The 20,878-nt window shown below is 59.8% G+C and carries 16 protein-coding genes and 2 tRNA genes; 9 read left to right on the top strand and 9 right to left on the bottom strand.

What is annotated here, in order from left to right; all coding sequences use genetic code 11:
• The first annotated feature begins 58 nt into the window (after positions 1 to 58).
• The 4 genes from GRO01_RS08855 (at position 59) to GRO01_RS08840 (ending at position 2,693) form a co-directional block, all read left to right on the top strand.
• Positions 59 to 808, top strand: a complete 750-nt coding sequence (locus tag GRO01_RS08855; RefSeq protein WP_062511035.1) for an electron transfer flavoprotein subunit beta/FixA family protein — start codon at positions 59 to 61, stop codon at positions 806 to 808.
• Positions 808 to 1,713 (top strand): FAD-binding protein, encoded by a 906-nt coding sequence (locus GRO01_RS08850; RefSeq protein ID WP_062511034.1) that lies wholly within the window; start codon positions 808 to 810, stop codon positions 1,711 to 1,713. The genes GRO01_RS08855 and GRO01_RS08850 overlap by 1 nt, the downstream gene beginning before the upstream one ends.
• A gap of 136 nt (positions 1,714 to 1,849) precedes the next feature.
• On the top strand, positions 1,850 to 2,557 hold the full coding sequence (gene lepB / locus GRO01_RS08845; protein WP_062511031.1) for a signal peptidase I: 708 nt from the start codon (positions 1,850 to 1,852) through the stop codon (positions 2,555 to 2,557).
• Between the two features lie 59 nt (positions 2,558 to 2,616).
• A tRNA-Pro gene (locus GRO01_RS08840) sits at positions 2,617 to 2,693 on the top strand.
• 113 nt (positions 2,694 to 2,806) lie between these two features.
• On the opposite strand, the gene GRO01_RS08835 is transcribed toward GRO01_RS08840, so the two are convergent.
• Positions 2,807 to 4,117 carry a glycoside hydrolase family 68 protein gene (locus GRO01_RS08835; protein ID WP_062511028.1) on the bottom strand — a complete coding sequence of 437 codons (1,311 nt, stop codon included), beginning with the start codon at positions 4,115 to 4,117 and terminating at the stop codon, positions 2,807 to 2,809.
• Positions 4,118 to 4,523: 406 nt separating this feature from the next.
• A complete protein-coding gene (gene hemH, locus GRO01_RS08830; RefSeq protein WP_062511026.1) occupies positions 4,524 to 5,555 on the bottom strand; it encodes a ferrochelatase in 1,032 nt (343 codons plus the stop codon).
• A gap of 459 nt (positions 5,556 to 6,014) precedes the next feature.
• Here hemH and GRO01_RS08825 point away from each other — a divergent pair, with 459 nt between their 5' ends.
• Positions 6,015 to 6,437, top strand: coding sequence for a host attachment protein (locus GRO01_RS08825; protein ID WP_062511023.1), 423 nt, complete (start codon positions 6,015 to 6,017; stop codon positions 6,435 to 6,437).
• A gap of 81 nt (positions 6,438 to 6,518) precedes the next feature.
• Here the strand turns inward: GRO01_RS08825 and GRO01_RS08820 are convergent, their stop codons facing one another.
• From GRO01_RS08820 to GRO01_RS08805, 4 genes are all read right to left on the bottom strand, one after another.
• Positions 6,519 to 7,430: an N-acetylmuramic acid 6-phosphate etherase gene (locus GRO01_RS08820; RefSeq protein ID WP_062511022.1), complete on the bottom strand. Its 912-nt coding sequence runs from the start codon at positions 7,428 to 7,430 to the stop codon at positions 6,519 to 6,521.
• 3 nt (positions 7,431 to 7,433) lie between these two features.
• On the bottom strand, positions 7,434 to 8,498 hold the full coding sequence (locus tag GRO01_RS08815) for an aspartate-semialdehyde dehydrogenase (RefSeq protein ID WP_011252447.1): 1,065 nt from the start codon (positions 8,496 to 8,498) through the stop codon (positions 7,434 to 7,436).
• Between the two features lie 23 nt (positions 8,499 to 8,521).
• Positions 8,522 to 9,160, bottom strand: coding sequence for a 2OG-Fe(II) oxygenase family protein (locus GRO01_RS08810; RefSeq protein ID WP_062511020.1), 639 nt, complete (start codon positions 9,158 to 9,160; stop codon positions 8,522 to 8,524).
• 80 nt (positions 9,161 to 9,240) lie between these two features.
• Positions 9,241 to 9,564, bottom strand: a complete 324-nt coding sequence (locus tag GRO01_RS08805) for a hypothetical protein (RefSeq protein ID WP_062511018.1) — start codon at positions 9,562 to 9,564, stop codon at positions 9,241 to 9,243.
• Positions 9,565 to 9,755: 191 nt separating this feature from the next.
• Between GRO01_RS08805 and GRO01_RS08800 the strand changes: the two genes are divergently transcribed.
• Complete coding sequence (locus GRO01_RS08800) at positions 9,756 to 10,718, top strand: alpha/beta hydrolase (protein ID WP_062511017.1); 963 nt, start codon at positions 9,756 to 9,758, stop codon at positions 10,716 to 10,718.
• Between the two features lie 132 nt (positions 10,719 to 10,850).
• The gene (locus tag GRO01_RS08795; protein ID WP_062511015.1) at positions 10,851 to 13,508 is read left to right on the top strand and encodes a 2-oxoglutarate dehydrogenase E1 component; all 2,658 of its coding nucleotides are present in this window, start codon (positions 10,851 to 10,853) and stop codon (positions 13,506 to 13,508) included.
• Positions 13,509 to 13,530: 22 nt separating this feature from the next.
• Here the strand turns inward: GRO01_RS08795 and GRO01_RS13335 are convergent, their stop codons facing one another.
• Complete coding sequence (locus GRO01_RS13335; protein ID WP_167494581.1) at positions 13,531 to 13,692, bottom strand: hypothetical protein; 162 nt, start codon at positions 13,690 to 13,692, stop codon at positions 13,531 to 13,533.
• 113 nt (positions 13,693 to 13,805) lie between these two features.
• A tRNA-Lys gene (locus GRO01_RS08790) sits at positions 13,806 to 13,881 on the bottom strand.
• 173 nt (positions 13,882 to 14,054) lie between these two features.
• On the opposite strand from GRO01_RS08790, the gene arfB reads away from it, so the two are divergent.
• Together arfB and GRO01_RS08780 are read left to right on the top strand one after the other, a co-directional pair.
• Positions 14,055 to 14,477: an alternative ribosome rescue aminoacyl-tRNA hydrolase ArfB gene (gene arfB, locus GRO01_RS08785; protein WP_062511013.1), complete on the top strand. Its 423-nt coding sequence runs from the start codon at positions 14,055 to 14,057 to the stop codon at positions 14,475 to 14,477.
• A gap of 334 nt (positions 14,478 to 14,811) precedes the next feature.
• The gene (locus GRO01_RS08780) at positions 14,812 to 17,460 is read left to right on the top strand and encodes a TonB-dependent receptor plug domain-containing protein (protein ID WP_062511011.1); all 2,649 of its coding nucleotides are present in this window, start codon (positions 14,812 to 14,814) and stop codon (positions 17,458 to 17,460) included.
• A 153-nt stretch (positions 17,461 to 17,613) separates the two neighbouring features.
• On the opposite strand, the gene GRO01_RS08775 is transcribed toward GRO01_RS08780, so the two are convergent.
• Complete coding sequence (locus GRO01_RS08775; protein WP_062511009.1) at positions 17,614 to 20,667, bottom strand: Hint domain-containing protein; 3,054 nt, start codon at positions 20,665 to 20,667, stop codon at positions 17,614 to 17,616.
• Positions 20,668 to 20,878 lie beyond the last annotated feature (211 nt).

The following is a 20,878-nucleotide window of genomic DNA, read 5'->3' as shown; positions in this document are numbered from 1 at the left end:
GTCAGTCCCGCTACGGTAGCGCCCGTTTTTGTGGCGGCGACAGCAGCGAAAGATGACGATGAAAGTTCTGGTCCCAGTCAAACGGGTGGTCGATTACAACGTCAAGGTACGTGTAGCGGCCGATGGCAGCGGTGTCGAAACGCAGGGCGTGAAAATGTCCATGAATCCGTTCGACGAAATCGCGGTCGAAGAAGCGGTACGCCTGCGTGAAAAGGGCGCCGCAAAAGAAGTCGTGGCCGTGACCATTGGCGCACAGGCCGCGCAGGACGTTCTGCGTACGGCCATGGCCATGGGTGCGGACCGCGCCATTCTCGTCCGCACGGACGAGACGCTTGAGCCGCGCGCCGTGGCCAACGTGCTCAAGGCCATCGCCACGCGCGAGGAAGCCGGCCTGATCTGCATGGGCAAGCAGGCAATCGACGACGACATGAACGCCACGGGCCAGATCCTGGCCGCCAAGCTTGGCTGGCCGCAGGGCACGTTCGCAAGTGCCGTGACGGTTGCCGATGGTCGCGTCGAAGTCGCCCGCGAAATCGACGGTGGTACGGAAGTCGTGTCTCTCACGCTCCCGGCCGTGATCACGGCGGATCTGCGCCTCAACGAGCCGCGCTATGCGTCCCTGCCGAACATCATGAAGGCCCGCAAGAAGCCGCTTGAGACGATCGAAATCGACAGCCTCGGCGTCGATACGGCCTCGCGCCTGACGGTGGTCTCCGTGGCCGAGCCGTCCGAGCGCAAGGAAGGCGTGAAGGTGAACAGCGCGGCCGAACTGGTCGAGAAGCTCAAGACAGAAGCGAAGGTGATCTGATGACCGCTCTTGTTCTGGTTGAAGTCGAGAACGGCTCGGTCCGTCAGGCTTCCCGCTCGGCCGTTGCCGCAGCCGCCCGCTTCGGTACCGTCGATGCCATCGTTTTCGGAGACGGTGCTGAAGCAGCTGCCGCCCTGCCGGGTGTGACGCGCGTCCTCAGCGTGCCGGGTCTGGTCAACGATCTGGCCGAGCCCGCTGCCGACCTGCTGGCGGCCCGCGCGAAGGACTACAGCCACATCGTGGCCGCAGCCTCCGCCACCGGCAAAAACATCCTGCCGCGTCTGGCGGGCCTGCTGGACGTGCAGCCGATCCCGGATGTGGTCGAGATCAAGGACGCCGACACGTTCGTGCGCCCGATCTATGCTGGCAATGCCCTGGCAACGGTCCGCTCTTCCGACAGCATCAAGGTGCTGACGATCCGCGGCTCCAATTTCGATCCGGTTGCGGCCGAGGGTGGCTCCGCTGCCATCGAGACGGTCGAGGCTCCGGCCAGCGAGAAATCCGTCTTCGTGAAGGTCGAGCTTTCCGCATCCGACCGTCCGGAACTGGAATCCGCCCGCGTGGTGATTTCCGGCGGCAAGGGCATGAAGGACGCTGCGAACTTCAAACTGCTTGAACCCATCGCTGACAAGCTGAACGCCGCCATTGGCGCATCGCGTGCGGCTGTGGATTCCGGCTTTGCCCCGAACGAGATGCAGGTCGGACAGACCGGCAAGATTGTGGCGCCGGAACTCTACATCGCCGTGGGCCTGTCGGGGGCGATCCAGCATCTGGCCGGCATGAAGGACAGCCGCGTCATCGTGGCGATCAATGCCGATCCGGAAGCGCCGATCTTCAAGGTCGCCGATTACGGTATCGTGGGCGATCTGTTTGAAGTCCTGCCGGAACTTGAAAAGGCGCTGTAAGGCGTCCTGTTCCTGAAACGGCAAAAAAGGGGCGCCCCATGACGGGACGCCCCTTTTTTCATGACAGGACCTGACAGAGGTTTAACTGGCTCTCCGGCGCCCATGAGGCACTCTCCAAGGCACGGAGACACCCATCATGACCCTGCGTAAGTTCGCCCGAGACATCCTGTCCTGCCTGCCTGTCCTTCTGGGCCTCCTGACCATTCACAGCGCCCTTGCCGCCGCCTACATCGTGCCCTCGGCCTCCATGGAGCCCACGCTGATGATCGGGGACCAGATCGGCGTTGTTGTGCCTTCCTATGGTCTCAGCACGGCCAATCTGCCCTTTGGTAATGCCCTGAAACCGCATGACAGCAGCGGAGGACGCCTCTTCGGCCACCGCCCCCGCCGCGGAGACGTCGTCGTGTTCCGGGCACCGGCCAACCTGCATCAGACGTGGATCAAGCGCGTCATCGGCCTTCCCGGTGACAGGATCGCGCTCGTCCACGGACATGTCGTCCTGAATGGGACCGAACTGGCATGGAAGGATATGGGCCCTGCCCGCGAGGAGAGCCGCATAGGGGTCTGGCTTCCGGCAGAACGCTATGACGAGACCCTGCCGGGGAATGTGCATCACGACATCCTCAAACTCTCGCAGGATGGCGAACTGGATAACATCGCACCTTTCACGGTCCCTGCGGGTCATCTGTTCGTCATGGGCGACAACCGGGACAATTCCTCCGACTCACGGGTCAGCGTTTCAGACGGTGGCGTAGGGCTTCTGCCAGTCTGGAATCTTCAGGGACAGGCAAAAGCCGTCCTCTGGTCATGGAGACATATGACCCGAACGGCACTCATTCTCTGATTTTTCGCTCTGGCCTCTTGCAGGAAAGCGTTAACCCCTGTAGGAGAAGCGCCGTCGGCCGGAGTGTAGCTCAGCCTGGTAGAGCACTGTGTTCGGGACGCAGGGGCCGGAGGTTCGAATCCTCTCACTCCGACCAGCCGATAATTTTCCAGAAATCGCTGAAACAGCTTCTTGGCCTCAGGCCAGCGCATTTCTGTGCCTGAAACGCAGAAAAATGCCCTCCCCCTTTCGGGAGAGGGCAAATCGGCTTCAGGAACGCTTGTCCCAGGCCGACGATGTCGGCCACACGCCTTGGGCGTAGACCTGACCATAAGCGTGGACTTCCGTCAGGAAGGTCCGTTCACCGTCGAGAACAATCTTCACCGTCGGCGCCAGCGTGCCGCCGATGCGATAGGTCGCCGGATCCTGCGGATCAGCCGAACCGGGCTGCGGCAGCGTGTCGATGAAGGACTGCACGTAACCGGCGGGATCGACGAAGTGCGAGTAGGTCTCGTACGGCGCTGCGGACGGATTACCGAGCACGAGGCCGGAGCCGTTCAGCGGGGTGTAAGGACCAAAAATCCCGTTCCGCGACACGAAGCCATACACGCCATCCGGACCCGTGCTGTTGCCGGTGAAGGTGGAGTGATGGGAGATCGTGAACAGATAGGTCAGACCATCCTGGAACACGACATGGGGACGCTCCGTCTGGTCATTGACGCCGAGCGCGGTGACAAGCGCTGGCAGCATTTCCCACTGCGAGAAATCACCCTTGGTGGAATCGGATTTCAGACGCGCAATACCGATGGCGGCGGCGCCATACTGCGCGCCGGCCGGAACGGTTGTAGCCGGCGGCACAAGGCCCATCTCGTCGGAGCCGATGGTGAAGTCACCACGCATGCCCGGAACATTGCCTTCGAACAGGGCATAGATCTGGTTATCATCCGGGTTACGGAAGATGTGCGGATCGCGGAAGTCCCAGTACTGGTCCTCGACGATGTTGGCGTAGTTTACGCCGTCCGCCTGGAACATGTCCGTGCAGACATCGAAGCCCTCGAACCACACGCCGTTGGCGTCTGCGAGGATACGGCCCGTCGTGTAGGACGGAACGGACTCGGACGGAGTGTCATTGACGGAGGTGTAGAACAGATCGACCGTGCTGCCGCTGTTCTCGCGCATGACCGCGCAGCCGGACCATTCCCAGCTGCGGGAGTTGGCGCCTTCCTTGATGACACGACCGCCGAACTTCCAGTCCGCGCCATTGCCGGTGCGGCTGTAGTAGTAGCCGATATAGGAATAGTTATTGCGGCTGTGCCAGCCCTCAACCGTATCGCCCGTTGCGGAGCGGTCGGCCACAAGGGCGAACATGACGTACCAGCCCTTGAAGGTCACGGTCTTGCCGTGGATGTCGCGCAGCAGCCAGGTATCCCACTGCCACACATCGGAATCGATGACCGGGAAAGCATAGTCGATGACCGGCATGGTCGTGGTCGGATCATCGGTATGGATCTTCATCGCGTCAGCGATCGTCCAGCGCGAACTCGTATGGGTTGCGCTCTGCGTGCTGGAAACAGCGTTCATGATTTTTCCCGTAAATAAAAATTGGAGAAAGTCAGACGATCTCCAGGAACCGGGACATCACATTGATGTCAGGTCTTGGAAACTTCACAGAAGAAATTTGCATCAGGCCTGTATGGAGCCGTAATTTCTCCACAGGACACCATGGCTTTCTTCTGAAGTAGGCAATAAAAAAGACCTCTCCTTTCGGAGAGATCTTTTTACAAAAACTTTATCTCAAATTATTTTTTTGAGCCTGTTATCGGTACTCACTAATGGCTCAATGCCACAGTTATAGGAAAAAGCTGCGCGCAATGCAAGCCAAAAATGCTGGGCCTTTTCGGCACATCCCAGCGGTCAGTTCGAAGACATAAAAAAAACCCACCCGATCACGGGTGGGTTCTTCAGAAACGCTGAAGCGTTATGGCGCTCAGTTACGCTGGAACCCAGCCATTGCAGAGCGCGAAAGCTCTTCCAGAAGATCAATCGCACCCTTTGAGTCGTTCAGGCAGGGAATAAGAGCAAATTCCTCCCCTCCTGCTTCCATGAATTCTTCCCGAAGCTCGTTTCCGATTTCGTCGAGAGTCTCAAGGCAGTCCACCATGAACCCTGGCATGATAACGGCAATTTTCGTGATGCCCTGCTTCGGGAGAGCCGTGACGAAGGGCGCCGTATAGGGCCGAACCCATTCAAGCGGTCCGAAACGGGACTGGAAGGTCAGCGGCATCTGCGCTTCATCGAGGTCCAGGGTCTTGCGAAGGGCAGCAATGGTCCGCTCGCATTCATCGCGATACGTGTCGCCCTTTTCAATACAGACCTTGGGAAGCCCATGGAACGAGGCCACGATCTGCTGAGGTTTGAAGCTCAGACCGGCCAGCGTTTCCCGCACGGATGTCTCAAGGGCACGGATAAATGCGGGATGATCCGGAAATGATGGGACGGTCAGCACGGCCGGCTGGCGACGCAGGCGCATGAGTGCCCGAAAAAGCTGATCGTTGGCTGTTGCGGTCGTCGTGGCGGAATATTGCGGATAAAGCGCGATGCTGACGATTCGGTCGCAGCCCTGATCCATCAGGCTTTCAACAGCCTTCGCAACAGAAGGACGACCATAACGCATGCCCCATTCAACGGGGACGCCATCGGCACGAAGCCGTTCCGTCAGACCTTCGGCCTGCTTGCGCGTATAAACACGCAGCGGAGAGGCGTTTTCTTCCTTGTGCCAGATCCGAGCATAATTTGCGCCGCTGGCAAAGGGACGTTTTGTCAGGATGATGCCCTGCAGAATGGGCTGCCAGATCAGGGGAGGACTCTCGATGACACGTCGGTCAGAGAGAAATTCGCTCAGGTACCGCCTTACCGAGAAATAGCCTGTGTCGTCAGGCGTCCCGAGATTGATAAGGAGAATACCGGTCCGGCCTTCTGGCGGAGGAGCGATACGGGGGGTTTTGTGAAGAAATGCCATAGTGCCCTCTACTCTGGAACCGGGAAGGCACTTAGGAAAGAGGTAAAGCGTCTGAAGATACGCGCCCCTTGCGGGACGCTATCGTCGATGCCTTACTTTCGCATAGGAAACATCCGGCTTCCGTGTCCCTTGCAACATAGTATAGGCAAACACCGCAACAGCGACTGTCATCGGACCAACATACGGCAAAAGAGTATTCGTCAAAGCCATACTTGCCTCCTTTGAGCCTTTGGAAAAGATTTTCTGGTAGGCTCGATTCAGAGATTGAGCACATCGCGTCTGCGTTTCAACAAAAAAATTCCGAATTCTTCAAAAAACATTCAAGGAAACGAAATATTCCCCTGTTTTCAGCACATTAAGAGAATACGACTCTGCGTCACCTTGCCTGCTGATGGCAACCATCCCATCTCAAAACTGTTACAGACGCACAGTCCGATTTTGAAACAAGGATTTCCAGACATGGCTACACAGGATCCCGTCATTTACGTTGTTGCCGACGGCGAAAAAGCTCGCTTCCTGCGCCTTGAAGGCCCGCAGCTCCGCACCATTGCAAGCTTCGACCTGCACAAGGGTTCCAATGCGGAGACGGATGTCGGCTCCATCAAGGCACCGCGCGAAAATCCGCATGAGCAGCTCAAGGAACATTTCACCCGCGATCTGGCTGGCCACATCAACAAGGCCGCACAGAACAGCGACGTGGAAGGAATCCTGCTTGTTGCGCCGGCGCAGGCCCTGCATGAAATCCGCGAGCATCTCGACAAGCCGACGAGCAAGAAACTCTTCAAGACGGTGGTCAAGGATCTCGTCAACACGCCTGACCACGACCTGCTGAAGCATCTCGACCGCCCGGAAACCGGCTGGCCCGAACTCGCTTCCGTCTGATCCCGGTCAGATCTGCGGGAGGGCTTTCAGACAGCCTTCCCGCAACACAGGGTTGCCTCGCTTCGATCGTTTCTGGTCAGGCTACCGGTGGCTCCGAAGACTTCGGATCTTTCTGGCAAGCGCCAGATGCAGATTTCCCTGCGTCTGTTCCAGAAGCGGCTCGATCTCCGGCAGAGCAACCCCGTGCCTGAGCAGAACAGCCCGTTTTGTATTTCCTTGGACCAGTTTGAGGGCTTCGCGCGCCTCCTCGGCCGTTCCACCAGCCAGCTCCATGACCATCCGCTCCGCACGAGCCTGAAGCTTGTCGTTGCTGATGCGCATATCCACCATGCGACCGCGATAGACATGCCCCAGACGCGTCATCAGCGCCGTGGAAAACAGGTTCAACGTGACTTTCTGCGCCGTCCCGGCGGCCATGCGCGTTGACCCGGCCAGAACTTCGGCACCCGTCGGGATGCAGATTCCGAGCTCCGCTTCCCGCAGCAGGCGCGATTCCGGATTGCCACTGATACCGATCGTCAGCGCCCCCACTTCCCGCCCGAACTGAACGATGGCGCAGGTGTAAGGCGTATTACCGCTCGCTGCGACGCCGATCACCACGTCATATTCATTCGGATGATGTTCCATGAGATCAAGCCGCGCCTGATCTTCCCGGTCCTCCGCGCCCTCAGCGGCCTGGGTTGTCGCTCCGGCCCCACCGGCCAGCAGCAGAACGAGCTTCTCCGGCGCGAGACCAAAGGTCGGCGTCAGTTCAACACCATCCTGTAACCCGATGCGCCCGGACGTCCCCGCCCCCGCATAGACCAGCCGGCCACCAGCCTGAAGCCGGGGCACAGCGGCCTCGACGGCACGCTCGATGGACGGCAATGCTTCGCCGACCCGATCCAGAGCCGCCTTCTGGGACGTCAGAAGCCGGTCCAGAAGAACATCGAGCGACAGGCGCTCGATATCCTCATTGGCTGCAAGAACCGTTTCGGTACGGGATGACGTCATCGCTCAGTCTTCGTCTTCATCCGGCACTTCGTTGCGACGGAACAGCTGCCCGTCTTTCAGAAGTCCCTGTTCCACGATGCTTTCCGCAATCTGGACCGCATTGAGAGCCGCGCCCTTGCGCAGATTGTCGGACACGCACCACAGCGCCAGACCGTTCTCGACCGATGGATCAATCCGCAGGCGGGAAACATACGTCGCATCCTCACCCACACATTCGATCGGCGTGACATAGCCGCCGTCTTCGCGCTCATCGCGCAGGATCACGCCCGGCGCCTTGCGCAGTGCCTCACGTGCCTTCTTTAGATCAACCGGCTTCTCGCATTCGATGCTGATGGCCTCGGAATGTCCGATGAAGACCGGAACGCGCACGCAGGTCGCCAGGACCTTGATGTCCGGGTCCATGATCTTGCGGGTCTCAACCGCCATCTTCCATTCTTCCTTGGTCGCGCCGTCGTCCATGAAACGATCGATATGGGGAATGACGTTGAAGGCGATCTGCTTGGTGAACTGCGCAACCGTTGGCGGATCGTTGACGAACGTACCCTTGGTCTGGGCAAACAGCTCATCCATTCCGTCCTTGCCGGCACCCGAAACGGCCTGATAGGTCGAGACCACGATGCGCTTGATCCGGAACAGGTCATGCAGCGGCTTGAGCGCCACCAGCATCTGTGCGGTCGAGCAGTTCGGATTGGCGATGATGCCACGGCTTGCTTTGCCGATCGCCGCCGCATTCACTTCCGGCACGATCAAGGGCACGCCCGGCTCCATACGGAAATGCGACGTGTTGTCGATCACCACACAGCCCGCAGCCGCAGCTTTCGGCGCATAAACGGCCGAAATCGCGCCACCCGGCGAAAACAGCGCAATGTCCCAGCCCTTGAAGTCGAACGTCTCGAGGTTCTGGACCTTCAGGACTTTCTTGTCCCCGAAAGAAATCTCACGCCCGGCCGACCGCGGAGAGGCCAGCGCCACAACTTCATCGACCGGGAAATCCCGCTCCGCCAGAATTCGCAGCAGTTCACGCCCCACCGCACCCGTGGCGCCAACAACCGCAACCCGATAACCCATGATCTTTTCCCGTTCCCTGAAAATCAGCCCGAAAAGGGCAGACGCTTTAAAAGCGCCGACAGACGGTGCCGCCGCAGTTCGTAGCGGGCCTTGCGCCCCGTCGCCATATAGTTGAGCTGGATCGCATACCGTGTTCCTACGAACTGCCGGTGCCCGTGCCAGGTCGCCGGACCGTTCGGAAACACCAGAAGCGTCCCTTCCGCCGGCGTCACTTCGACATCGAAATCCTCGACATCATCCGGCCCGTTCAGCAGCCGCAGACAGCCATCACGCGACGCCCAGTCCTCACCACGCGGATTGAGATACAGCAGGATCGTGACCAGTTTGGCCTCCGAATCCCGATGGATCCGCCCGTCCTTTTCCCGCGTGCGCCCACGCACCGTCAGCATGGTCGGCGCATCCGCCAGATCCAGCCCGAATTTTTCGGCCACCAGCGCCTTGAGCTTCGGCCCCTGCAGTTCCGCAATCATGGCCGAGACACGCGGCGTCAGCTTCAGCGCTTCCGGCGGAAAGGAGCCGCCGGATTTCATCTCCGGCAGGTCCGAGACAACCGTCTTCAGATCGTCGTTGCCGATGAAATGCGGCACGACCACATGCGGAAACGGTTTTTCCGCAACAGGCGTGCTCTCGAACGCATCATAATCAAGGGAAATCCTGCTCATGGCGCAGGAGGCTAGACGCGGCCCACGTCTGCGACAAGGCCTATTTCACACATGTGAGACCTGCCTTTTGCGAAAGAATATTACCCCCGCAGCAGCCTGTGCGCCTTCACCATCCGGCTTGTTGCCAGATAGCGGACATATCCTGCCCCGAGACGGTTTGCACCGCCCGTGCATACATGCGGTCCCGGCAGGGAAGAAATGCGCCCATTCCATACCGTATGAAGAAGGCGTGGGTCCGTCCTGCATTCCAGCAGTCGATGATCCACACCCGACTGGCCGACATCATCCGTCAGAACGGTATGCGCGGAGAGATCATCGCGCCGGGGGCCATCAGCCGCGAGGGACATCCCTGTCAGGGCAAGAACATTTCCTGTCACAACCGCCAGAAACAGCAGAGCACGCATGTGCGGAACTCCCATCTCAACGAGGCCGGCTCAGGACCGGTCACCGGACTAGACGACTCTCGACCCTCAAAAGTTGCGGCAACTTTGTGGCAAAGCAGACAGATTTTTGCCTTCAAGCGGTCCGACCACTGGAATCCCACATGATTTTCCTGCCTCAATTGCTCTCCATTTTCTGACCCAAGGCGCTCTTCATGAACACACGTTCTCTGGTCCTTCCCGAACTTCTTCCACTCCTTGAGGAAATTCCGACCGTCGATCTTTCTCCTGAATCCCTGCCCGCATTCCGGAGCAGACTGGAACAGACTGCCGGCCAGTCCTTCCTTCAGGCCGAAGATTATCCTGTCACCCTTGAGCGCCTGACCATTCCTGCCACGGATGATACACCCGCCATCCGCCTCCTGACCGTCCGTCCCCGCAAGGAGGCCACAGGCCAGCGCCCGGCGCTGCTGCACCTGCATGGCGGCGGCTATTTCGCCGGCCAGCCCGAGCTTACCACAACGCAGCTCTGCCAGTTTGCACAGGAGCTGGACTGCGTGGTCATCTCGCCGGATTACCGCCTCACCCCCGAACACCCGTTCCCGGCCGCGATCGAGGACGCCTACACAACGCTCTGCTGGATCACCCGCAATGCCGACACTCTCGGGATCGACACTGCCCGCATCGGCCTGACGGGCGAAAGCGCAGGCGGCGGCCTTGCTGCGGGACTGGCTCTGCTGACCCGGGACCGCGAAGGGCCGACGCTGCTGTTCCAGAACCTCGTCTATCCGGTACTCGACGACCGCACGATTACGGGCCAGCCTGATGCTTCGCCCGTCGGAGGCGAGTTCCTGTGGACCCGCGCCAGCAACACCTTCATGTGGACGGCCCTCCTCAATCCCGTAGCGCCCGGTTCGGCAGACGTCTCGCCCTATGCCGCTCCCGCCCGCGCAACCGACCTGTCCGATCTGCCCCCCGTCTATCTGTGTGTCGGCGCGCTGGACCTGTTTCTGGATGAAGATCTCGCCTATGCGCGGCGTCTGATCCATCAGGGCATCTCCGTAGAACTGGAAATCGTGCCCGGCGCCTGCCATATCTTCGACCAGACAGACACACCGGTCGCCACCCGCTCCATCGCACGCCGGATCGACGCCATGAAACGCGGCTTCGGTCTCTGACAAAGGATGTTCGGGAAAGGCAGAGATTGGCCCTCTTCTGCCAGTCCGCTAAACTGCGCGGCCATATGACAGCCCCCGGACCCGCCTCTCCCCGGCAGGAGTGCGGCCCCCGGGGACACAGGAGATGAGTTCATGGGCGACCATCATGATGACCGGGACGCCATCAATGGCGAAAACACCGTCTATCTGGCGGAGCTGCACACACGCTGGCAGCACGACCCTGCGTCCGTGGACCCGGCCTTTGCATCCCTGTTCGAGACCCTCGGCTCAGAGCGTCTGACCGGCCCGGACACGGCTGATCAGAGCGATGCCAGTGCCGAGAGCCTGAAATTTGCCTATCGCCTGCGCGGACATTCCATCGCATCGCTGGACCCGCTCGGCCTCGCCCCCACACCCGACATTCCCGAACTGACACCCCCAGGTGCGGACCGAGATCTGATCGCCCGTCTGCGCCGCGCTTATTGCGGCACCACGGCCGCCGAGTTCATGCATCTTCAGGACCCGGCCCAGCGCCAGTGGTGGATTGACCGTCTGGAAAATCCGGCCCCCGGCCCGTCACTGGACCAGAAGCGCATTCTCCTCGCCCTCACTCGCGCCGAAGGCTTCGAGCAGTTCTGCCAGAAGCGCTTCATGGGCATGCGCCGCTTCGGCCTTGAGGGCGGCGAAAGCGTTATCGTAGCCCTGCGGACCCTGATCGATGCCGCGGCACAGGATGACGTACGTTCCGTCTCGCTCGGCATGCCCCATCGTGGCCGCCTGAACGTGATGGCCAACATCCTGCGCAAGCCGTTCGCCGCCATTTTCAGTGAATTTGCAGGCGCGTCCTTCAAGCCCGATGACATCCAAGGCTCCGGAGACGTGAAATACCATCTCGGCACCGCCACCACGCTTGAACATGCCGGACACACCGTCCGCATCTCGCTCCTGCCCAACCCCTCCCATCTGGAAGCCGTGGACCCGGTCGTGCTCGGTCGCGTCCGCGCCGATCAGGACCGCGAAAAGGACCGGGACCGCCAGCACCATCTGGGCATTCTCGTTCATGGGGACGCGGCCTTCGCGGGACAGGGCGTCGTGTACGAGACCCTCAGCCTCTCGAAGCTGGAAGGCTACCGGACGGGTGGGACGGTTCACGTCATCATCAACAACCAGATCGGCTTTACGACCGTCCAGTCCGACGCCCATTCCGGCCTGCACAACACCGATATCGCCAAATCCGTTCAGGCTCCGATCCTGCACGTTAATGGCGACGATCCCGAAGCCGTCTCCCGCTGTGCATTTCTGGCGCATGAATGGCGTCGCACGTTCCAGTCCGACATCGTGCTGGATGTTATCTGCTATCGCCGCCACGGCCATAACGAGACCGACGAGCCCGCCTTCACGCAACCCGCGATGGTCCACGCCATCCAGTCCCGCGCCACGACACGCAGCCTTTATGCCGATCACCTGGTCCGCAGCGGCGTCATGACCCAAGCCGAAGTCGAGGAGATGTGGACCCACTTCCAGCATCGTCTGGAAGAACAGTTCCAGAAATCCAAAACCTATCAGCCCGACGGCACGGACTGGCTGGACGGTCCCGAAGATCCGACCCGTCTGCAGGACGAGCAGGACCGCATCCAGCCCATGACCGGCGTACCTCTCAGACGCCTTCAGGAAGTCGGAGAGGCCATCGGCACGATCCCCGAAGGTCTGGCCGTTCATCCCCGTCTGGCCCGGCAGATCATTGCCCGTGGCAAGGCCGTCGCCGATGGCGGCCCGGTCGACTGGGCAACCGCCGAGGCCCTCGCCTTCGGCACCCTGTCGATGGACGGACATCCAGTCCGCCTGTCCGGGCAGGACAGCCGCCGTGGCACGTTCAGTCAGCGTCACGCCGTCCTGTTCGATCAGGACACAGGACGCGAAGACACGCCCCTGACCCATATCGCGCCCCATCAGGCGCCGCTGAACATCTGGAATTCGCCGCTCTCGGAATATGCCGTCCTTGGGTTTGAATACGGCTATTCCCTCGGCGATCCGGAAGCTCTGGTGCTGTGGGAAGCGCAATTCGGCGATTTCGCCAATGGCGCGCAGATCATCCTCGATCAGTTCATCGCATCGGGCGAAACCAAGTGGCTGCGGACCTCCGGCCTGACCCTGCTCCTGCCGCATGGTTATGAAGGCGGCGGTCCGGAGCATTCCTCGGCCCGCCCCGAGCGCATCCTTCAGCTCTGCGCTGAAAACAATATGCGCGTGTGCGACATCACCACGCCCGCCAACTACTTCCACGCCCTGCGCCGCCAGATCGCGCGCCGCTGCCGCAAGCCGCTGGTCGTCTTCACACCTAAATCCCTGTTGCGCAACAAGGACGCGGTCTCGATGCTTGACGCCATGGGGCCGCACACGCGCTTTCAGCCCGTCATCGCAGATCCGGCAAAGGAGGAAGGCGCACGGCGCATTATCCTCTGCACCGGCAAGGTCTATTATGATCTCGCTGCCGAACGGACGCGCCAGAACCGCGACGACGTCGCCATCATCCGCATCGAGCAACTCTACCCGTTCCCGCATCACGCCCTGATGGAGCAGCTTGCCCGCCACCCGGACGCGGAACAGGTTCTGTGGTGTCAGGAAGAGCCGCAGAACAATGGAGCCTGGATTTTCGTAGACCGTCGCATCGAACGCGCCCTGCGAGGCTGCAATCATCGTGTGCAGCGCCCGGATTATATCGGTCGCGAAGGCGCGGCCTCACCCGCGACCGGTCTGCCCGGCGCTCATGTGGCCCAGCAGGCAAAACTGGTTCAGGACGCCTTGTCCTGAACCTTTTTACATCAGGAAAACCTCAGGTCGGGCCGCCCTGATAGCCATAGCTGCTGCGTCCCGCACCAACATTCCCATAGTCGTCGCCACGGAACTGCCGAGACCCCTGACCACCATAATCCGGCCCACAGGCCGCAAGAGCCGCCAGCAGCGCAAGCGCCACCCCAATCCGAGCACGCGTCATCAGCGTTTCCCCTTAATGTCGTTCCGTTGCGCCACCCTACGCCGCAAAACGGCCATGCGCTACAGTGTGACCCTAGCAGGAGACAATGGTTTTTAGAGATTTTACAGGGGAAATGGTGAACCGGCTGGGACTCGAACCCAGGACCATTCGATTAAAAGTCGAATGCTCTACCAACTGAGCTACCGGTTCATCCGCACGCTGGCTACCCCACAACCCATAAGGGCGTCAACCTCATCTCCCTGAAAAACAGGCCGTTTAGGCGGGAGCCCTGCATGGTTTCTCATGCCGAAAGAGGCTATGGCCGCCAGACCGTCTGTTTTCCAGACGGCTGTTCCTTTTTCAGCTTCATAAGGAAGAGACAGATGTCCATTCAGATTCTTCCCGGTCTCTTTCTCGAAGAAGACGAACTGAAAGTGACCTATATCCTGGCTTCCGGCCCGGGCGGACAGAACGTCAACAAGGTTGCCACCGCCGCACAGCTCCGGTTTGACGCCGCGCATTCCCCGGCCCTTTCCGACCGTATCCGTATGCGACTAATCGAACTCGCAGGCAGCCGCGCGACCCAAAATGGCGAAATCATCATCACAGGTCGCCGCTTTCGGACCCAGCAGCGAAACCGTGAAGACACCATCGAGCGTCTGGCAGAGCTGATCCGCAAGGCGGCTCACCGCCCGACATTCCGCGTTGCCACACGTCCGGGTAAAGCGGCGCGGCAGCGTCGCCTGGATGGCAAATCCCACCGGGCCGGCATCAAACGCAACCGGAAAGTCCGTCTCGACGACTGAGCGGGCACAGGCCGGAACAGAGCCAACGCGCATTTATGCAACTTCGGCCTGCATCTGATACGTTCAAGTAACATAGAATCGCACCATTCACCCCCTGAGCACCTCAGATGCCGCACGGGCGCTTTTGAAAATATGTTTCCCTGATGATACCCCTTTGGAAACATCATGTCCGGAACAGAGACACCCGCAGGTTTTTGTTGCCCTTATGCAACAGCGAGAAATTCTGTCACACGAATCATTTTTGCTACTTTCATGTAACGAGATTTTATCATTACTCTTTCGAAACCCCCTCTGAACCCAAGAGCGGCGTCTCATGGAGGTATAGATAGTAGTAATGAAGTACCGGCATCGCATCTCCCTGCTCATGACAACGGCCGTCTCGGTCATGCCCTGCATGTCTGCCATGGCCGCCACGACCACCACTCAGCCTGCCACACGTCATCACAGCGCAAAGCCCACCAGCGCCGCTCATACCGCTGCCCGACCTGCCACAGCTTCAACAGCAAAGCCTGTCACAGCCGCCACACCTCGCCGCAAAAAGACCGATGTCAATTTCACGGGCGAAGCCGAGACGATAAACGTCACCACCGGCACCCATGCGACAAACCGCAAGGCCCGCGAAAGCACGTCCCCCGTCACCGTGGTCTCTGCCGCGACGCTCCGTCGTTCCGGCATGCTGAACCTTTCGGATGCCCTGACCCGGACCTACGCTTCCATCAACGTTGTGGCCATGGGCGCGGATTCCGCAGCCCTGACGTCCTCCATCCAGATGCGCGGTCTCGGCCCGAACGAAGTGCTGGTTCTGGTGGACGGCAAGCGCCGCCACAACACGGCGAACATCACCGCCGATGCGGGTCCGCAGTTCGGCTCCACGGGCGCCGATCTGAACACGATCCCCGCAAATGCCATCGACCATATCGAAGTGCTCGAAGACGGTGCGGCCGCGATGTACGGCTCGGACGCGATTGCAGGTGTGGTGAACATCATCACCAAAAAGCAGGCCCACAGCATCCAGACCACCGTACAGACCGGCGCAAACGCCTATAACGGCGACGGCTGGCAGTACAAGGTCGGCGCTGATGGCGGCGTGAAATGGGGCAGTGACGGCTATCTGCACCTCAGCGGCGAAGTCTATCACACGGATCACATGGTCGTCGGCGCGCGGGACCACCGCCTGATCGGAAACTGGCCCACCAACGCCAACACAACGGGATACTATAACGGTATCGTTCCGAACGCGATGAACGTGCCCGCTGATTCCAACAAGATCATGAGCACGCCTGAAGAAACCCGCGAAAGCCTCGCCATCGACTTCGGCAAGACCATTACCGAAGGCGTGAATTTCTACGGCCTCATTACCTATATGCACCGCCATGGCGAAGCGTATGAAAACTACCGCACGCCCGTCATCGCGCCCACCATGTATCCGGCGGGCTTCTCCCCGCTCGAAACATCGGAAGAAAACGATTACGCCGCCACGCTTGGCCTCAAGGGTGACAATTTCTTCGGGTTCGACTGGGATCTGAGCACCACATACGGCGCGGATGGCAACAAGATCGGCAACAAGAACACCGCCAATACAGGCATGCTCGCCAGCACCTGCTCAACCGATCCGACGTCATCCTATTATTCGACTGATGGCTGCGGCTGGTCGCCCAACACGACGCGCGCTGAAACCTATCGCATGGCGCAGTGGACCAACAATCTGGACTTCCGCCGCCACTTCAATATTGCCAACGTCGTTCCCATGACGCTGGCCTTTGGTGGCGAACACCGCCTCGAAACCTATGAAATCAAGGCTGGCACCCCGCCCTCCTATGAACTGGGCGGCACGCAGGGCTATGCCGGTCTCGGCCCCAACAGTGCCGGCAACTGGAGCCGTGACATCTGGGCCGCCTATGTTGATGGCGATTTCCATCCGCTCAAGCACTGGGATCTCGATTTCGCAGGACGCTTCGAGCACTACACGGATGTCGGCAACACGGAAAACGGCAAGGTCTCGACGCGCTATGACGTGAGCAAACGCATCGCGATCCGCGGCACGATCAGCACCGGTTTCCGCGCTCCAACACTGGCAGAACAGCATTACAGCGCCATGAACGTGGACCCGACTGGCGCCTCCGGCCTGCTGCCCGTCAACTCGACGGCCGCCCGTATTCTCGGCGCCAGCGCCCTGAAGCCGGAACGCTCCGTCAGCGCCAGCGGCGGCATTGTTCTTGAGCCAGTGAAGAACTTCCACGTCGAAGCAGACGTGTATCAGATCAACCTGCGCGACCGCATCGTGGGCGGTGGTACCGTCAATGGCCAGCCCGCAATCGATGCCATCGAAGCCATGGGATATTCCCTGCCTCTCAACAGCATCATCAAGGACAACGTCTCCGCCTATTACATGACCAACGGCGCCAGCACCCGCACGCAGGGTCTCGACATCAAGGCGGACTACATGTTCCGCTTCCACAATGCCGGCAACCTGAACCTCAGCATGGCGCTGGACCTGAACCGGACGCGTCTGCACCACAACGGAACGGACACCAGCGGCAATCCGCTGCTGAACGCGCAGAACATCGGCTACATCACGACCGCCTATCCGCGCAGCAAGATCATCCTGAACGCGTTTTATACGGTCGGGAAATGGGACTTCAACGTCCGCCAGACCCGCTACGGCCAAACCACGGACATGCTGACCTACTCTGACTGGACGGACCAGACGCTCACCTGCCCGAGCGGCGGCAAGCTGGCCTATTCCAACAGTTGCTTTGCGCAGTTCAAAAATACGCCGCGCTGGCTGACGGATATCGAAGTCGGCTACCGCTTCAACAGCCACTGGCATCTGGCGATCGGCGCGAACAACATCTTCAACGTCCGCCCCCGTCGCGTTCCGCAGATCAACAACTCCCGCGGCGCCCAGATCTACGACCAGTTCTCGCTGCAGGTCCCCATCACAGGCGGCTATTACTACGGACGGATCAACGCCAACTTCTGAGACCGTTTTCCAACTGCCCACAGGAAAAGGCGTCCCATACAGGGGCGCCTTTTTTTGTTGAGGCTGTGCTTCAGACCAGCGCCTGGAAAAATGGACAAAAAAAAGCCTCACCCCCGAAGGGATGAGGCCTTTTCCATTTCAGACCGGATGGTCTCAGGCGGTGTGGGCAGTTTCGGCTTCTTCCGAGGTAACCAGATACGGGCCTGCGGCCAGAACCTGGATGGCCAGCATGCCAAGGCTGTTCGGCTGACGTGCCGTCAGGGACAGCATCGCATTGCCATTGGTCCAGCGCGCTGCGATGTTTTCCTGAACATCCCAGCCAGCCAGACCAGCTTCCGTCAGGTGCTGGTCGATGCGGATCGTGTTGCCAGAGTCGAACAGTGTGATCTCACCGACGAGAACACCGAGATCACGACGGTCATCCACGAACGGTCCAACCGTCTCGCTCGGGCGGGCCGTGCGCGACATCAGGCGAACGTCCGTCACGTCGGACGGGATCATGAACATCACGCGGTCATTGGCGGTCCGGACCTGGTGAAGGGTCTGGCCTGTGCTGGTGACGAGATACAGACCGGACTCTTCGGTCAGGACCGGAGCCGGAGCGGTGTTCTCGAGGCCGGAATTAACGGCGCGGGCTTCGATCTTACGGAAGATCGGCTCAACCACCTCGCGGCTGACGACCAGCGGTGCGGCTGCGTCATCATTCCAGGTCCGTGCACGACCGCCGAACGAAACGACGGTGCCGTTCTGGCGGAAGGAATGACGGTTTCCGGTGTCGAGATAGCTTTCCGTCATCATGCCATCAGCCATGATCACCGAATGCTCTGCCGTTTCTACATGGAAGTAGTCGTAGGACGGCATGGTGCGGTCATAGACCACGGAACGACCGTTCACGAGCATACGGGCAGGGATGAAGCCCCCATTGATGAACAGGCAGTGCTCCGGCGTGACCAGCATGTCCTTGTAAGGCACGCCCTCAGCCAACGCGTCCTTCAGGATGCGGACCGGATAACCTGCCTCGGCATCGCGCAGACCCGTCTTGGCAACCATATGCGCGCGGCCGGCCCAGGTGACAGTGCGCTCGACGGCCTTACCGTTCACAAAGGCCAGAACCGTGCTGCCCAGACGCAGGGTCTCGACGGCAACGTCACCATCCGGCGTACGGATCATGCTGCCTGCAAGGAAGCAGGTCGTCGTGCCGTTGTCTTCAACAACCCAGCCATTGCTGCCATCCTGAACGATGGACGCCGTAGCGGCAGGCGTGAAGCCGTCAGCCGTGTGGATATCGCCATAGGTCAGCTGGCGGCCGTCAGCCAGCGTGACTGTCAGGGTGTAGGAGCCATCATCATTCGGCGTGTAGGTGGCAGCCGTCGGAGCGGAAGACACACCAGAGATGCCGAAATGCGTGTTGGCGGACACACCGTTGATGACGATGTTCTGGTTGTTGGCAGAGTTGTTATGCAGGAAGCCGTTGGCTTCGACATAAACCGTATTCACCGTCGAAGGATCAACATTGATGGTGTTGACGCTTTCGCTCGGATTCAGGAACAGGCTGCTGCCCTGCGACAGATTGACCGTCCCACCATTTACCCAGACCGGGTTGGTGGCTGCGCCCAGCGTCGCATTGATCAGGTTGATCGTGCCGCCATTGTTAACGGTGTTATCATCGAACACGACATTATTGTTGTTGTTCTTGATCGTGATCGTACCATCGTCACGGTTCATGGTGACGCCGCCGAGTTCGACCTTCGACGGGGTGTCGATCAGGATCGTGCCGTCGTTTTCGAAGCCGGCCGTGGCGAAGACATAGCCGTTATAGTTGGTGCCGCCCTGTGCCGTGATTTCCAGAGTGCTGTTCTGCCAGACACTGAGGCTGCGGATCTGGTTGTAGGACGGTGCGTTGGCGACAACGGTGGTCGGCGTGGTGTTACCGTAATAGCCGACATTGACGTCCGCATTCTGTTCGCTCTGCGGAATGGCATCGCCGTTATAGGAACTGCCTGTCGTGTCAACGACATGACCCTGTCCGTCATACAGCGTCCAGTTCTTCGGATCATACCAGTCACCGCCGGTAGCGGGGCCAGTCCAGCGCCAGGCGTTGTCATGCTGGTGGAAGCTGACGGCACTGCTGCTGTACTGGGACGTGTCACCACCAGTGCTGACTGCTGCGGCAGCCGTTGTAGCCATCTGCTGGTGCAGGTCGCTGGTGACATAGGATGCCGAAGCCGTTGCCGTACCAGCATCCTCGATAAGCCAGCCCTTCGTTCCATCCTGAACAATCGTCGCATGGGTGGCAGGCGTAAAGCCATCCGCGACATGAACCGTCGGATAGGTGATGGCACGACCGTTACTGAGATTGATCGTCAGGGTGTAGGACCCGTCGGTGTTCTCGGCATAGGTAGCGGAGGTCGGCGTGGAGTCACCGCCGCTCAGAACACCGAAATGGGTATTTTCAGACACACCGTTGATAACGGTGTTCTGCACGGAACCGCTGTCGTTGGTGTAGAGGTTCTGGACATAGATGGTATTGGCGCTTGCCGGGTCGACATTGAGTGTGGAGCCTTCACCATACAGGCCGGCAACGAGTGTGCTGTTCTGAAGGTTGACCGTACCACCAGCGATCGAAACAGGAGAGGTCTCGCTGCCAAGGGTCGAGTTGACCAGGTTCAGCGTACCGTTATTCAGGCGCGCATCGTCAAGCGTCACATTCCCGTTATTGTTCATGATCGTCAGGGTGCCGTTGCCTGACGTCACGCCACCGAGTTCGACCTTGGACGGGGTGTCGATGATGATCGTGCCGTAATTTTCCACACCGGCCGTCGCGAAAACATTGCCGTTTCCGCCCTGCGCAGTGATCTTCAGGGTGCTGTTCTGCCAGACGCTGAGGCTGCGGATCTGGTTGTACAGCACGGCATTCGATACGACCATAAACGGTGTGGCACTATCGGAAGTGCCAACATTGACGTCAGCGTTCTGCTCGCTCTGGGGGATGGCGTTGCCACTGAAGGAGCCGCCGGTCGTGTCCACCGGATTACCGGCATTGGTCAGGACCCAGTTGCTCGGATCAGTCCAGTCGCCGCCCGTCGCAGGACCAGTCCAGTTCCAGGCATAATCATGCTGGTGAAAGCTGGTTTCGCTGGTCTTGTACTGAACGGTTTCGCTGCCAGCGGGCAGTGTGTCGTCATTAACGTTGGTCGTATCGGCCATAGTAAGATCGTCCAATAAAGATTACCGGCGAAGACTCGCCGGACCATGTTTGGGAATTACTAACGATTTAGAATAAGGCTCGCAAGTTAATAATATGCAAACTCGACCCTCTGTAACAGAGATTTTCGTTAATTGTTCGCCTGGAAACCGGCTCTTTGCGCGCTTTGGGAACGAATGTTTTCGTTACGGAAAAGGCCCATACCAGTGGCAG

It is taken from the genome of Gluconobacter roseus NBRC 3990 (assembly GCF_006538885.1).
Lineage (GTDB): Bacteria > Pseudomonadota > Alphaproteobacteria > Acetobacterales > Acetobacteraceae > Gluconobacter > Gluconobacter roseus.
This window is presented reverse-complemented; position numbering and strand designations above follow the sequence as displayed.

What these genes read in the sequence shown, in the direction of transcription:
- GRO01_RS08835 (WP_062511028.1), bottom strand. Translation starts at nt 4,117, where the DNA reads ATGAACGCTGTTTCCAGCACGCAGAGCGCAACCCATACGAGTTCGCGC.
- GRO01_RS08855 (WP_062511035.1), top strand. Translation starts at nt 59, where the DNA reads ATGAAAGTTCTGGTCCCAGTCAAACGGGTGGTCGATTACAACGTCAAG.
- GRO01_RS08810 (WP_062511020.1), bottom strand. Translation starts at nt 9,160, where the DNA reads ATGAGCAGGATTTCCCTTGATTATGATGCGTTCGAGAGCACGCCTGTT.
- GRO01_RS08805 (WP_062511018.1), bottom strand. Translation starts at nt 9,564, where the DNA reads ATGCGTGCTCTGCTGTTTCTGGCGGTTGTGACAGGAAATGTTCTTGCC.
- GRO01_RS08820 (WP_062511022.1), bottom strand. Translation starts at nt 7,430, where the DNA reads ATGACGTCATCCCGTACCGAAACGGTTCTTGCAGCCAATGAGGATATC.
- GRO01_RS08815 (WP_011252447.1), bottom strand. Translation starts at nt 8,498, where the DNA reads ATGGGTTATCGGGTTGCGGTTGTTGGCGCCACGGGTGCGGTGGGGCGT.
- lepB (WP_062511031.1), top strand. Translation starts at nt 1,850, where the DNA reads ATGACCCTGCGTAAGTTCGCCCGAGACATCCTGTCCTGCCTGCCTGTC.
- hemH (WP_062511026.1), bottom strand. Translation starts at nt 5,555, where the DNA reads ATGGCATTTCTTCACAAAACCCCCCGTATCGCTCCTCCGCCAGAAGGC.
- GRO01_RS08850 (WP_062511034.1), top strand. Translation starts at nt 808, where the DNA reads ATGACCGCTCTTGTTCTGGTTGAAGTCGAGAACGGCTCGGTCCGTCAG.
- GRO01_RS13335 (WP_167494581.1), bottom strand. Translation starts at nt 13,692, where the DNA reads ATGACGCGTGCTCGGATTGGGGTGGCGCTTGCGCTGCTGGCGGCTCTT.
- GRO01_RS08795 (WP_062511015.1), top strand. Translation starts at nt 10,851, where the DNA reads ATGGGCGACCATCATGATGACCGGGACGCCATCAATGGCGAAAACACC.
- GRO01_RS08825 (WP_062511023.1), top strand. Translation starts at nt 6,015, where the DNA reads ATGGCTACACAGGATCCCGTCATTTACGTTGTTGCCGACGGCGAAAAA.
- GRO01_RS08780 (WP_062511011.1), top strand. Translation starts at nt 14,812, where the DNA reads ATGAAGTACCGGCATCGCATCTCCCTGCTCATGACAACGGCCGTCTCG.
- GRO01_RS08800 (WP_062511017.1), top strand. Translation starts at nt 9,756, where the DNA reads ATGAACACACGTTCTCTGGTCCTTCCCGAACTTCTTCCACTCCTTGAG.
- arfB (WP_062511013.1), top strand. Translation starts at nt 14,055, where the DNA reads ATGTCCATTCAGATTCTTCCCGGTCTCTTTCTCGAAGAAGACGAACTG.
- GRO01_RS08775 (WP_062511009.1), bottom strand. Translation starts at nt 20,667, where the DNA reads ATGGCCGATACGACCAACGTTAATGACGACACACTGCCCGCTGGCAGC.